At 65.0% G+C, this 13824-nt stretch carries 13 protein-coding genes; 11 read left to right on the plus strand and 2 right to left on the minus strand.

What is annotated here, in order from left to right; genetic code table 11:
* Positions 1-8 precede the first annotated feature (8 nt).
* A complete protein-coding gene (gene bchE, locus ACQR07_RS30760) occupies positions 9-1613 on the plus strand; it encodes a magnesium-protoporphyrin IX monomethyl ester anaerobic oxidative cyclase (protein WP_434905821.1) in 1605 nt (534 codons plus the stop codon).
* A 1-nt stretch (position 1614) separates the two neighbouring features.
* The gene (bchJ, locus tag ACQR07_RS30765) at positions 1615-2256 is read left to right on the plus strand and encodes a bacteriochlorophyll 4-vinyl reductase (RefSeq protein ID WP_434905822.1); all 642 of its coding nucleotides are present in this window, start codon (positions 1615-1617) and stop codon (positions 2254-2256) included.
* Positions 2257-2304: 48 nt separating this feature from the next.
* Here the strand turns inward: bchJ and ACQR07_RS30770 are convergent, their stop codons facing one another.
* Positions 2305-3225, minus strand: coding sequence for a LysR family transcriptional regulator (locus tag ACQR07_RS30770; protein ID WP_434905823.1), 921 nt, complete (start codon positions 3223-3225; stop codon positions 2305-2307).
* A 146-nt stretch (positions 3226-3371) separates the two neighbouring features.
* Here ACQR07_RS30770 and ACQR07_RS30775 point away from each other — a divergent pair, with 146 nt between their 5' ends.
* The 9 genes from ACQR07_RS30775 (at position 3372) to ACQR07_RS30815 (ending at position 13204) form a co-directional block, all read left to right on the plus strand.
* Positions 3372-4439: a class 1 fructose-bisphosphatase gene (locus ACQR07_RS30775; RefSeq protein WP_434905824.1), complete on the plus strand. Its 1068-nt coding sequence runs from the start codon at positions 3372-3374 to the stop codon at positions 4437-4439.
* 50 nt (positions 4440-4489) lie between these two features.
* A complete protein-coding gene (locus ACQR07_RS30780; protein ID WP_434867607.1) occupies positions 4490-5365 on the plus strand; it encodes a phosphoribulokinase in 876 nt (291 codons plus the stop codon).
* On the plus strand, positions 5362-7389 hold the full coding sequence (tkt, locus tag ACQR07_RS30785) for a transketolase (protein ID WP_434905825.1): 2028 nt from the start codon (positions 5362-5364) through the stop codon (positions 7387-7389). The genes ACQR07_RS30780 and tkt overlap by 4 nt, the downstream gene beginning before the upstream one ends.
* A gap of 51 nt (positions 7390-7440) precedes the next feature.
* Positions 7441-8523, plus strand: coding sequence for a class II fructose-bisphosphate aldolase (gene fba / locus ACQR07_RS30790; RefSeq protein ID WP_434905826.1), 1083 nt, complete (start codon positions 7441-7443; stop codon positions 8521-8523).
* A 36-nt stretch (positions 8524-8559) separates the two neighbouring features.
* Positions 8560-10020 (plus strand): form I ribulose bisphosphate carboxylase large subunit, encoded by a 1461-nt coding sequence (locus ACQR07_RS30795; protein WP_434905827.1) that lies wholly within the window; start codon positions 8560-8562, stop codon positions 10018-10020.
* Positions 10021-10095: 75 nt separating this feature from the next.
* On the plus strand, positions 10096-10515 hold the full coding sequence (locus ACQR07_RS30800) for a ribulose bisphosphate carboxylase small subunit (RefSeq protein WP_434867603.1): 420 nt from the start codon (positions 10096-10098) through the stop codon (positions 10513-10515).
* Positions 10516-10685: 170 nt separating this feature from the next.
* Positions 10686-11630, plus strand: a complete 945-nt coding sequence (gene cbbX / locus ACQR07_RS30805) for a CbbX protein (RefSeq protein WP_434905877.1) — start codon at positions 10686-10688, stop codon at positions 11628-11630.
* Positions 11627-12349, plus strand: coding sequence for an HAD-IA family hydrolase (locus tag ACQR07_RS30810; RefSeq protein WP_434905828.1), 723 nt, complete (start codon positions 11627-11629; stop codon positions 12347-12349). The genes cbbX and ACQR07_RS30810 overlap by 4 nt, the downstream gene beginning before the upstream one ends.
* Positions 12350-12499: 150 nt before the next feature.
* Positions 12500-13204 (plus strand): TetR/AcrR family transcriptional regulator, encoded by a 705-nt coding sequence (locus tag ACQR07_RS30815; protein ID WP_434905829.1) that lies wholly within the window; start codon positions 12500-12502, stop codon positions 13202-13204.
* Positions 13205-13206: 2 nt separating this feature from the next.
* On the opposite strand, the gene ACQR07_RS30820 is transcribed toward ACQR07_RS30815, so the two are convergent.
* The gene (locus ACQR07_RS30820) at positions 13207-13803 is read right to left on the minus strand and encodes a PepSY domain-containing protein (protein ID WP_434905830.1); all 597 of its coding nucleotides are present in this window, start codon (positions 13801-13803) and stop codon (positions 13207-13209) included.
* Positions 13804-13824 lie beyond the last annotated feature (21 nt).

Here is a 13824-nt window from a genome sequence, read left to right on the forward strand (position 1 = left end):
AGGACGCCGTGCGGATCTTATTGCTGCATCCGAATTATCACTCCGGCGGGGCCGAGATTGCCGGAAACTGGCCGCCAGCCTGGGCGGCTTACATCTCCGGCGCGCTGAAGGCGGCCGGCTTCGCCGATCTCCGCTTCATCGACGCGATGACCAACGATCTGTCCGAGGATCAGGTCCGCGCCATCCTGCGCAGCGAGAAGCCGGACGTCATCGGCTGCACTGCGATAACCCCCTCGATCTACAAGGCCGAGCGGCTGCTGGAGATCGCCAAGGAGGAGCATCCGGATGCGCTGACCGTACTCGGGGGCATCCACGCCACCTTCATGTATCAGCAGGTGCTGACCGAAGCGCCGTGGATCGACGCCATCGTGCGCGGCGAGGGCGAGGAGATCATCGTCGACCTGATGCGCGCCCGCGAGGACGGTCGCTGGGCGAAGGACCGCCGCAGCATCAAGGGCATCGCCTATCGCGACGGCTCGGAGGTGGTGGCCACCGTGGCGGCGCCGACGGTGAAGAATCTCGATGCGATCACGCCGGACTGGAGCGTGCTCGAATGGAGCAAATACATCTACATCCCGATGAACAAGCGCGTCGCCATTCCCAACATGGCGCGCGGCTGCCCTTTCACCTGCAGCTTCTGCTCGCAGTGGAAGTTCTGGCGCGACTATCGCATCCGCGACCCGAAGAAGGTGGTCGACGAGATCGAGACCCTGATGCGCGAACACGATGTCGGCTTCTTTATTCTCGCCGACGAGGAGCCGACCATCAACAAGAAGAAGTTCGTGGCGTTCTGCGAGGAGCTGATCCGGCGCGACCTCAAGATCCTCTGGGGCATCAACACCCGCGTCACCGACATCCTGCGCGACGAGGCGCTGCTGCCGCTGTACCGCAAGGCCGGGCTGATCCACGTCTCGCTGGGCACGGAAGCCGCCGCGCAGATGAAGCTCGACCGCTTCAACAAGGAGACCACGGTCGCGCAGAACAAGAAGGCGATCCAGCTGCTCCGCGACGCCGGCATCGTCGTCGAGGCGCAGTTCATCGTCGGTCTCGAGAACGAGACCCGCGAGACCTTGGAAGAGACCTACCAGATGGCGCGGGACTGGAAGCCCGACCTCGCCAACTGGGCGATGTACACGCCGTGGCCGTTCTCCGACCTGTTCCGCGATCTCGGCGACAAGGTCGAGATCTTCGACTACGAGAAGTACAATTTCGTCACTCCGATCATGAAGCCGGACGCGATGGATCGCGGCGAACTGCTCGACGGCGTCATGAACAACTACCGCCGTTTCTACATGCACAAGGCTCTGTTCTCTTATCCCTGGGCCGGCTCCGGCGAGCGAAGGCGGTATCTGCTCGGCTGCCTCAAGGCGTTCCTGAAGTCCGGCTTCGAGCGCAAGTTCTACGACCTCGGCCGCGTCAATTATTGGGGGCCGCAATCCAAGGGCAAGGTCGATTTCGGCTTCGATACATCGCGCAAGCGCGCCGATCCCGGCAAGATCGAATGGAAGACCAGCCATAATCGCAAGCTGACCGGACCGCAGCAGGCGCAGGCGATGGCCTGCGGCGGCGGCACTGAGCAGATGAGCGAAGAGGCCGAGACCAGGGTGCATTGACATGCACGGCACGCGCGCCCAGCACCTGTCGCTGCCGCGCGCTGCCGATGCGTCTCATCATGCAGCCGGGCGTATCGGCCCCAATGCGATCATCCAGACGGCCGAGGCCTTGCGGCTGCTGTTGGGCGAGGATGCAACGGACCGCGTGTTCGCAGCCGCGCGGCTTGAAAACTATCTCAGCACTCCGCCGGCCGAGATGGTCGATGAGGCCGAGGTCATCAGGTTGCATGGTGCGCTGCGAACGCTGCTCGACGAGGACACCGCGCGCGCCGTGAGCGGCAAAGCAGGGCAACTGACCGCCGCCTATCTGCTCGCAAATCGGATTCCCAGGCCCGCCCAGCGCCTGCTGCGGCTGCTGCCGGCGCGGCTTGCAAGCCGGGCACTGTCGCGGGCCATCACCGCGCATGCGTGGACCTTCGCCGGCACCGGCATCTTCACCGCGTGCCCGGGCCGGCCGACCGTCTACGAGATCAGCCAGTGTCCGCTGTGCCGCGGCCATCGCAGCGATCATGCCAGCTGCGACTTCTACGCTGCGACATTCGAGACGCTGTTCAGGACGCTGGTGCATCCCGACGCCCGGGCGCGCGAAATTGCTTGCGAAGCGGTGGGCGCTTCCGCCTGCCGCTTCGAGATCGACTGGTGAGACGACGCCATGCCCGAAGCGACGATGTCATGGCTTCGGGACCAGCGCTTACTTTGGCAGAAACCGCGCGCCCTCCTTGCCGAGGAAGTCCAGCATGGCCTGCGCCGGCGGCAGCAGCAGCTTGTCGGCACGCCGCACGGCGTGCCATTGCCGGACGATCGGCAGCCCGGCGACCCGCAGCATCACCAGCCGTCCCTCGCTCAACTCGTGCGACACTGTGTGCTGCGAGATGAACGCGATGCCGAGCCCCGCGATCACGGCCTGCTTGATGGTCTCGTTGCTGTCCATTTCCATGCTGGTCTTGGGATGCAGGCCGTGCTTGTCGAAATAGGTCTCCATCAGCAGGCGGGTTCCCGAGCCCGGCTCGCGGGTGATGAACACCTCGCCGGCCAGATCCGCCGCTGCGAGCCGCTTGCGGCGCGCCAGCCGATGGCCGGCCGGCGCGATGATGATGTGGGGGTGCTTGCCGAAGGGACGCATGTCCACCGGAATGTCGGCCGGCGGCCGTCCCATGATGGCGATGTCGAGATCATAGCCGCGCAGCGCCTCGCGCAGGCTGTCGCGGTTGCCGATCCGCAAGGTCACGTCGATCTTGGGAAAGCGCCGCGAGAACTCCGCGATCGCGAACGGAACGAAGTATTTCGCGGTGCTGACCGCGCCGATCGCGACCCGGCCGCCGCTTCGTCCTGCCAGGATGTCGAGCGCCTGCTCGCAATCCAGCAGCGCCGCCTCGACCCGCTCGGCGAGCGCGAGCACGCTGCGGCCGGCTTCGGTGAGGATCATGCCGTCGGTGGTGCGCTGGATCAGCGGCAGCCCTGCGAGCTCCTGAAGATTGCGAATCTGCAGCGTCACCGCTGGCTGGGTGAGGTTCAGGCGACCCGCCGCTGAGGTCACCGATCCCGAGTTTTGCACGGCCACCAGCGCGCGAAGCTGGCGAATGGTGAGATCACGGGAGAAGTGCCTGCTCATGGAACCCTCGATGATATCGATCGCATAAGGAAAACTTTGGTCATTCCAAAGATAATGAAATTTCCCAAATGGGGCAAATCGAGTGTTGATAGCGGCGCGGCACGACGCATTCGTGCGGCTTCATCAAGTTCCCGACAGAGGAGCTGATGGCGAGGGAGTGGCCCATGACCGACCAGATGACCGACCAGGCAGATCATCATCCGACATTGCAGGCTCATCTGGCGTCCCACGGGGCTGACGCCGACTGCGCTGCCGTCATCGAGGCCCTCGCCGAGGCGGCGCGCGAGCTCGCGCGGCAGATCGCTATCGCGCCGCTGTCCGGGGTCGACGAAGGCGCCGCCACCGTCAACACCGACGGCGACATCCAGAAGGCGCTGGACATCGTCGCCGACAATCTGATGCGGGAGGCGCTGCGCCGGTCGCCTGTCGCCGGCATCCTGTCGGAAGAGGGCGATCGCCCGGAAATAGTCAATGAGACTGCCCCACTTTGTGTGGCGATCGATCCGCTCGACGGCTCGTCGAACCTGCAGAACAACATCTCCGTCGGCACCATCTTCTCGATCCGTCCGCGCGGCCGCGACGTGCTCTCCAGCTTCTTCGAGCCCGGCACGGCGCAGCTTGCTGCCGGTTTCTTCGTCTATGGCCCGCAGACCTGCCTGGTGCTGGCGATCGACCACCGCGTCGATCTCTACGTGCTGCACCCGACGCTGCACGAGTTCATCCTCGCGAAGTCCAGCATCCGCATCCCGCAGGATACGCCGGAGTTCGCGATCAACGCCTCGAACCGCCGGCACTGGAGTGGCACGGTCCGCAACTATGTCGACGAGTGCCTGTCCGGCGCCGCGGGACCGCGCGGCCGTGACTTCAACATGCGCTGGATCGCGTCTCTGGTTGCCGAAGCCTACCGCATCCTGATGCGCGGCGGCGTGTTCCTGTATCCGGCCGATTCACGCCCGGGCTATCGCGAGGGCCGGCTGCGCCTGGTGTACGAAGCGCATCCGATGGCGCTGATCATGGAGTGGGCCGGCGGCTTGGCCTCGAGCGGCCGCGCGCGCATCCTCGAATTGTCGGCGCGCTCGCCACATCAGCGTGCACCGCTGATCATGGGCGACGTCCGCCTGGTGCGCGATGTCGATCAGCTTCACGAAGGCGTCGAGCCGCTGTTCGAAACCAGCGATGCGCCCCTGTTCGCCCGCCGCGGCCTGTTCCGCTGAGCGAACACTGCCGGGCGCCTCCTGCTCGGCGAGACTTCCGGAGAAAAGTCATGTCACGTCGTCATCCCATCATCTCGATCACCGGCTCGTCCGGTGCGGGCACCACGTCGGTCAAGAAGACCTTCGAGAACATCTTCCGCCGCGAGAACGTCAAGGCGGCCTACATCGAGGGCGACGCGTTCCATCGCTACAATCGCGAGGAGATGCGCCGCAAGATGGTCGAGGAGGCCGAGTGCGGCAACAAGCACTTCAGCCATTTCAGCCCGGACACCAACCTGTTCGAGGAGCTGGAGAAGACGTTTCGCGACTATTCCGAGACCGGCACCGGCATGACGCGCCACTACGTGCACGATGAGGAGGAGGCGCGGCTCTACGACACCAGGCCCGGCAATTTCACCGAATGGAGCCGGCTGCCCGAGGATTCCGACCTGCTGTTCTACGAGGGCCTGCACGGCGCCGTCGTCACCGAGAAGGTCAACATCGCGCAGCATGCCGACCTGAAGATCGGCGTCGTGCCGGTGATGAATCTCGAATGGATCCAGAAGCTGCACCGCGACCGCGCCTCGCGCGGCTACACCACCGAGGCGGTGACCGACACGATCCTGCGGCGCATGCCGGACTACGTGAACTACATCATCCCGCAGTTCTCCGAGACCGACATCAACTTCCAGCGCGTGCCGACGGTCGACACGTCGAACCCGTTCATTGCGCGCTGGATCCCGACGCCCGACGAATCGATGGTCGTGATCCGCCTCAAGAATCCGCGCGGCATCGACTTCCCGTATCTGCTCTCGATGATCCAGGGCAGCTTCATGTCGCGCGCCAATTCGATCGTGATCCATGGCTCGAAGCTCGACCTCGCCATGCAGCTCATTCTCACCCCGATGATCATGCAACTGATGGACCGAAAGAGGCGCACGCTATGACCGCCACCGCTCTGCAAAAGCCAGCCGCCAAGGTCGATACGGCCCATGCCGAGATGGCGAACGCCATTCGCTTCCTTGCCATCGACGCCGTGGAGAAGGCGAAGTCCGGTCATCCGGGCATGCCGATGGGCATGGCCGACGTCGCCACCGTGCTGTTCTCCCGCTTCATGAAGTTCGACCCCGCCGATCCGGCCTGGCCGGATCGTGACCGCTTCGTGCTGTCGGCTGGCCATGGCTCGATGCTGCTCTATGCGCTGCTGCATCTGACCGGCTACGAGGCGGTGACGATCGACGAAATCAAGGCGTTCCGGCAATGGGGCGCCAAGACGCCGGGGCATCCGGAATACGGCCACACGCCGGGCGTCGAAACCACCACCGGTCCGCTGGGGCAGGGAATCGCCACCGCCGTCGGCATGGCGCTGGCCGAGCGCCTGATGAATGCGCGCTACGGCGATGATCTGGTCGATCACTACACCTACGTCATCGCCGGCGACGGCTGCCTGATGGAAGGCATCAGTCACGAGGCGATCTCGCTCGCCGGCCATCTCAAGCTCAATCGTCTGATCGTGCTGTTCGACGACAACGGCATCTCGATCGACGGCTCGACCGGGCTTGCCTGCTCCGATGATCAGCTCGCGCGGTTCGCGGCGTCGGGCTGGGCCACGAGCCGCATCGACGGCCACGATCCCGAGGCGATCGCGGCGGCGATCGCTGCGGCGCGACAGAGCGATCGTCCGAGCATGATCGCGTGCCGCACCACGATCGGCTTCGGCTCGCCCGGACGGCAGGGCTCGGAGAAGGCGCATGGCGCGCCGCTTGGTCCGGAGGAAGTCGAGAAGACCCGCGCCGCGCTGCATTGGCCGCACCGCCCGTTCGAAGTGCCGGCGGACGTGCTGGTGAGCTGGCGCGAGATCGGGGCGCGCGGGCGCAGCGTGCGCCAGGCCTGGAAGGAGCGTGCGCGCAAGCAGTGCAGCGCGGACCGCTCGCCGTGCCACGATGCGCTGAACAAGAAGATGCCCGCGGTCTATACGGAACGGATGGCGCAATTCATCGCGCAGCTCACCGCCGAGCGGCCCAAGATCGCGACGCGCCAGGCCTCGCAGAACGTCATCGACGTGATCGCGACCGTGCTGCCCAACCTGCTCGGCGGCTCGGCGGACCTGACCCATTCGAACCTGACCAAGGCCAAGACGCATAAATCGGTGACGCCCGCGACCATGGATGGCAACTACGTCCATTACGGCGTGCGTGAGCACGCAATGGCCGCGGCGATGAACGGCGTCGCGTTGCATGGCGGCTTCATTCCCTATGGCGGCACCTTCCTTGCGTTCGCCGACTACAATCGGCCGGCGATCCGTCTCGCCGCATTGATGGGAATCCGCGTCATTCACGTCATGACGCACGATTCCATCGGCCTCGGCGAGGACGGCCCGACGCATCAGCCGGTCGAGCATGTGCCGAGCCTGCGCGCCATTCCTAATCTCCTGGTGTTCCGTCCCGCCGATGCGGTCGAGACCGCGGAAGCCTGGGACTGCGCGTTGCGGGCGGAGACCTCGCCATCGGTGCTGTGCCTGTCGCGCCAGGCGCTGCCGGCCTTCCGCACCGAGGCGTCGGACCACAACAAGGTGTCGCTCGGCGCCTATGTGGTCGTCGAGCCGGAGGCCGGCCGCGACGTGACACTGATTGCGACCGGTTCGGAGGTGGCGATCGCGATGGAGGCGGCCAAGCTGCTCGAGGCAGATGGGGTGCATGCGGCGGTGGTGTCGGCACCGTGTTTCGAATTGCTCCGCAAGCAGAGCGCGGACTATCGCGCCCAGGTGCTGGGCAACGCGCCGCGCATCGGCGTCGAGGCCGCCGTCGAGGGCGAGTGGGCGCGCTGGCTCGGCGATGCCGGCGAGTTCGTCGGCATGCAGGGCTTTGGCGCCTCGGCGCCGGCCGATGTCCTTTACCGCGAGTTCGGCATCACGCCGGCCGCGGTGGCCGATGCGGCCATGCGCAACATCATCAGGGCACGGGCGTCCTGACGGACGTTTCGACGCTCACAGAACAGAACACGAAGAGGGACGGAGACGACCATGGCGCGGATCACGCTCAGACAATTGCTGGACCATGCCGCCGAGCGCGGCTACGGCGTGCCGGCGTTCAACATCAACAACATGGAGCAGGGGCTTGCGATCATGGAGGCGGCGGCAGCGGTAGACGCGCCCGTGATCATCCAGGCCTCGCGCGGGGCGCGCTCCTATGCTGGCGACATCATGCTGTCGAAGATGATCGACGCGCTCGAGGAGATGTATTCGCAGATCCCGCTCTGCCTGCACCAGGACCACGGCAACGACGAGGCCACCTGCGCCACCGCGATCAAGTACGGCTTCACCTCGGTGATGATGGACGGCTCGCTCAAGGCCGACGCCAAGACCGCGGCCGACTATGAGTACAATGTCGACATCACCCGCCGCGTCACCGACATGGCGCACTGGGTCGGCGCCTCCGTCGAAGGCGAACTCGGCGTGCTCGGCTCGCTCGAGCATGGCGGCGGCGAGCAGGAGGACGGCCACGGCCTCGAAGGCAAGGTCAGCCGCGACCAGCTGCTGACGGATCCGGACCAGGCCGTCGATTTCGTCCGCGCCACCAAGGTCGACGCGCTGGCGATCGCGATGGGCACCTCGCACGGCGCCTACAAGTTCTCGCGCAAGCCGGACGGCGAGATCCTCGCCATGAACGTGATCGAGGAGATCCATCGCCGGCTGCCGAACACGCATCTGGTCATGCATGGCTCGTCCTCGGTGCCGCAATCCCTGCAGGACATGTTCAACCAGTTCGGCGGCGAGATGCCGCAGACCTGGGGCGTGCCGGTCGAGGAGATCGTGCGCGGCATCCGCCACGGCGTGCGCAAGGTCAACATCGACACCGACTGCCGGCTCGCCATGACCGCGATCTTCCGGAAAGTGGGTGCGTCGTCGAAGGTCGAGTTCGATCCGCGCAAGTTCCTGAAGCCGGCGATGGATTCGATGCGCGACCTGTGCCGTGAGCGCTTCGAGCAGTTCGGCGCCGCAGGCAATGCATCCAGGATCAAGGTCATTCCGCTCGCCGAAATGGCCAAGCGCTACCGCTCCGGTGCGCTCGATCCGCGAATTGGGGGAATGACCGAAGCTGCGTGACTTCAACAGCCACAACAATACAGCCAGGAGGAACACATGAACGACCCATCGATCACGGTGCGCGGCAAGGATCGCTACAAGTCCGGCGTCATGGAATACAAGAAGATGGGCTATTGGGAGCCGTCCTATCAGCCCAAGGATACCGACGTGATCGCGTTGTTCCGCGTCACGCCGCAGGACGGCGTCGACCCGACCGAGGCCTGCGCCGCAGTCGCCGGTGAATCCTCCACCGCGACCTGGACCGTGGTGTGGACCGATCGCCTGACCGCGGCCGAGAAGTATCGCGCCAAGTGCTACCGCGTCGAGCCGGTGCCGGGCTCGCCCGGAAGCTACTTCGCCTACATCGCATACGATCTCGACCTGTTCGAGCCGGGCTCGATCTCCAACCTCACGGCCTCGATCATCGGCAATGTGTTCGGCTTCAAGCCGCTCAAGGCACTGCGGCTCGAGGACATGCGGCTGCCCGTGGCCTATGTGAAGACGTTCCAGGGGCCGGCGACCGGCATCGTGGTCGAACGTGAGCGGCTCGACAAGTTCGGCCGCCCCCTGCTGGGCGCGACCGTCAAGCCGAAGCTCGGCCTGTCCGGCCGCAACTACGGCCGCGTGGTGTACGAAGCGCTCAAGGGCGGCCTCGACTTCACCAAGGACGACGAGAACATCAACTCGCAGCCGTTCATGCATTGGCGCGAGCGGTTCCTGTACTGCATGGAGGCGGTCAACAAGGCGCAGGCGGCGAGCGGCGAGATCAAGGGCACCTATCTCAACGTCACCGCGGCGACGATGGAGGACATGTACGAGCGCGCCGAGTTCGCCAAGGAGCTCGGCTCGAACATCATCATGATTGACCTCGTGATCGGCTACACCGCGATCCAGTCGATGGCGAAATGGTCCCGCAAGAACGACATGATCCTGCATCTGCACCGCGCTGGTCATTCGACCTATACGCGGCAGCGTGCGCACGGCGTGTCGTTCCGCGTCATCGCCAAGTGGATGCGGCTCGCCGGCGTCGATCACATCCATGCCGGCACCGTGGTCGGAAAGCTCGAGGGCGATCCCAACACCACGCGCGGCTATTACGACATCTGCCGCGAGGATTTCAACCCGATGCGGCTCGAGCATGGCGTGTTCTTCGACCAGAACTGGGCGAGCCTGAACAAGCTGATGCCGGTGGCGTCCGGCGGCATCCATGCCGGCCAGATGCACCAGCTGCTCGACCTGCTCGGCGAGGACGTCGTGCTGCAGTTCGGCGGCGGCACCATCGGCCATCCGCGCGGCATCGCGGCCGGCGCGACCGCCAACCGCGTCGCGCTGGAAGCGATGATCCTCGCCCGCAACGAGGGTCGCGACTACGTCCACGAAGGTCCGGAGATCCTCGCCAAGGCGGCGCAGACCTGCACGCCGCTGCGTGAGGCGCTGGAGATCTGGAAGGACGTCACCTTCAACTACGAATCGACGGACTCGCCGGACTTCGTGCCGACCGTCACCCCCGCCGCCTAAACCTCGTTCGATGCGTCGCCGCGCTGCGGGCCGGACCCCGGCCCGCCCGGCAGCACAACATCAGGAGATTTCACCATGCGTGTGACCCAAGGCTGCTTTTCCTTCCTGCCCGACCTGACCGACGACCAGATCACGGCCCAGATCCAGTACTGTCTCGAGAAGAACTGGGCCGTGAACATCGAGTTCACCGACGATCCGCATCCCCGCAACACCTATTGGGAGATGTGGGGGCTGCCGATGTTCGACCTGCGCGACGCCGCCGGCATCATGCGCGAGCTGTCGGAATGCCGGAAGATCTACGGCGACCGCTACATCCGGATCTCAGCATTCGATTCCAGCCATGGCTGGGAGTCGATCCGGCTGTCCTTCATCGTCAACCGGCCGAAGAACGAGCCCGGCTTCCGGCTCGACCGCCAGGAAACCGTTGGGCGCAATCAGCGTTATTCGACGCGGTCCTACGCGGCCGAGCGTCCCGAAGGCGAACGCTACTCCTAACATAAGCTACGCTGGAGTCGCCGGCCTGGTCGGCGGCTCCAGCGCCGGCCCTGCCGTCGTGGCAAAGTCCGATTTGCTGATTCCGATTTGACGGCGTACCCTGCTTGCCGGAGTTCGCGGGGGCATTCCGCCAGCGTGTGCGAACTTCGGCGAGCGGAGCACAGCCCATGATGCAGGCCACGCAGGCGGATGCCAAGGAGGCGACGCCGGTCGAGACGATCGATCTGCGCCGCGAGTTCGAGAGCGTCGACATCGCCCCGGTGCTGGAGCAGCTCGACCGCGAACTGGTCGGCCTCGCGCCGGTGAAGACGCGGATCCGCGAGATCGCCTCCCTGCTGCTGATGGAGCGCATCCGCCAGAAGATGGGTCTGGCGACGACGTTCCCGACCCTGCACATGTCGTTCACCGGCAACCCCGGCACCGGCAAGACCACGGTCGCGCTGCGCATGGCCGGCATCCTGCACCGGCTCGGCTTCGTCCGCCGCGGCCATGTCATCAGCGTCACCCGCGATGACCTCGTCGGCCAATACATCGGCCATACTGCGCCGAAGACCAAGGAAGTGCTGAAGAAGGCGATGGGCGGCGTGCTGTTCATCGACGAGGCCTATTACCTGTACCGTCCCGAGAACGAGCGCGACTACGGCCAGGAGTCGATCGAGATCCTGCTGCAGATCATGGAGTCGCAGCGCGAGGACCTGGTGGTGATCCTCGCCGGCTATGCCGACCGGATGGAGAAATTCTTCCAGAGCAATCCCGGCTTCCGCTCGCGCATTGCTCATCACATCGACTTTCCCGACTATTCCGAAGGCGAGCTCCTGACGATCGCCGAGATGATGCTCGAGGGGCAGAACTACCGGTTTTCACCCGAGGCGCGCGCGGCATTCGAGAAGTACATCGCGGTCCGTCGGACCCAGCCGCTGTTCTCCAACGCCCGCTCGATCCGCAATGCGCTGGACCGGATTCGGCTACGCCAGGCCAACCGGCTGGTGTCGCGGCTCGACCGCGTGCTGACGGCGGAGGAGGTGATGTCGATCGAAGCCAGCGACGTCTTGGCAAGCCGCGTGTTCGCCAAGGGAGCGGCGAACGAGGGGATGCGGACGGAGGAGCAGCCATGAGCCTCGCCGTGGTCCCGAACTTGACGCGCGACGAGCTCCGGGCGCGGATCGCCGGCGCCGGCGCATTGCTTCTCGATGTCGACGGCACGATGGCGGAGACCGAGGAGATTCATCGCGAGGCTTTCAATGAGGCCTTTGTGGATGCGAAGCTGGACTGGCATTGGGGCCGACGCGTCTACAAGGAGCTGCTGCGCGTCGCCGGCGGCAAGGAGCGTATTCGCGCCTTCGACCAGATGCGGCGCAGTGGCCCGCCCTTGAGCGACGCCGTGATCGCGAGGCTGCACCGGGTCAAGACGGAACGTTTTGCCGCCCTGATGGCCGACAAGGGCTGTCCGTTGCGGCCCGGCGTGAAGGAGCTGCTCGATGCGGCGATCGGCCGCGGTCAGCGGATGGCGATCGCGACCACGACCACGCGTGTGAATATCGACGCGCTGCTCGCGCCGGTGCTCGGTCGGGATTGGGAGACGATGTTTGCAGCCGTCGTCGCCGCCGACGACGTTGCGCGCAAGAAGCCTGCGCCCGACGTCTACATCGAGGTGCTGTCACAGCTCGACTTGCCGGCTGCGAATTGTATCGCGATCGAAGATTCCGGCAATGGACTGATGGCGGCGACACGCGCCGGTGTCCCGGTGCTCATCACGCGCAGCCTCTACTTTCATGATGACAGTTTCAACGGCGCGCTCGCGGTGCTCGACGACCTCAGCGAATTGTTTACCTGAGGTGTCATGAGGTACCAGCAAACTCAAGAATGGTTCTAACTATATACATCATAGTGCGCATGGCTGTTCGCCATCGCGTTCTATTGCTGTTGCGATGAGAACGTGTAATGCCTTGATCGCATGCTGACATGTCGAGTCGAGGTCGTGAGTATGGCCCGCACGCAGGCCAAGGTTAACAAACGCAGTGACGTCCCGCGCGCGGTCGCGCTGCGTGGACGAGTCGGACGGCCGCCGAAAGCGCTGGCCGGTAATATCGAAGAACGGATTCTGGACGCGGCGCGTGAGGTATTCCTCGAGCGCGGCTTCGATGGCACCAGCATCGATGAGATCGCCGAGCGGGCGCCGGCCTCCAAGCCCACTATTTATGCACGCTATTCCGGCAAGCCTGCCCTGTTTGCCGCCATCGTCGAACGTTCCATCGATGAGCGGATGGCGCTGGGCTCGTCCTACACGTTGCCGTCCGGGACGGTGCAGGAGAAGCTGGCCGGGCTTGCGATGGCCATCGTCGACCGTGCGTTGAAGGAGTCGATTGGGCTGTTCCGCGTCACGATCGGCGAAGCCTATCGCTTTCCTGATCTGAGCTGCCAGTTTCACGAGCTGTCGCGCCAGCGGGCAAGCCGCGCCGTGGCGTCGTTGCTGGCTGATACGATCGGCTCACCGGCAACATCGGCCAAGCGCGCGCCGTCCAAGGCGGCGACCGCCTCCGCCGAAATCTTCATCGACCTGATCGTGCTACCGCTGCTGATGCGGGCCCTGATGGGAACGTCTGAAAAGTCCGTTCGCAAGGAGATGCCGGGCTTCGTCCGCGAGCGCGTCAAGATCTTCCTGATGTTGCAAGCCAAAACCTCGGCGTGAGCTCAGCGGCGGCGCAGTGACGTCGGTTCGAGCGTCACCTGCTTGAGATCCTTGCCGCTGACGACGACGATGATGAAGGCGAGCTTGCCGTCCTTGGTGATCAGGCCGCCACTGATGGCCTTGCCCGCTGCGGATCGTTCCGCGATCCGGATCGCATCCGACATCCGTAGCGCGATGCCGTTGAGCGCGGCCAGGCTGGTGCGGTCGCCCTCGTTGAGGCCCTGCACGGTCGAGAACAGGACGCTGCTCAGCACCTTGGCGGTGGCGCAGTCGATATCGGATTCCCAGATCTGGCCCTTCAGCAGCGTGCGAACCTTGTAGACCGGCGCGCCGAGGCCGCCCTCGAAGCTGATGTCCGCGGTCTTGGATCCCGGATGCAGCTTCTCAGCAACTCGCAACGCCTGGTGCAGCGAGACTTCCGTTCGGCGGAACCGGTCGAGCTCGAGGTCGATCGTTGCCTGGCTGAGCGCGGGATCCGTGGCGGACGGTGCTTCCGTAGTGGACTGCGGCTGAATGTCGGTGACGCGGGCCATTGCAGCGACCGGCGTCAACGCCGTCCAGCACGACAGCATCAGCGAAAGAAGTAGCTTTGATCTCATGGACGTCTCACCGGCTCCACG

It is taken from the genome of Bradyrhizobium sp. HKCCYLS20291 (assembly GCF_051167715.1).
Lineage (GTDB): Bacteria > Pseudomonadota > Alphaproteobacteria > Rhizobiales > Xanthobacteraceae > Bradyrhizobium.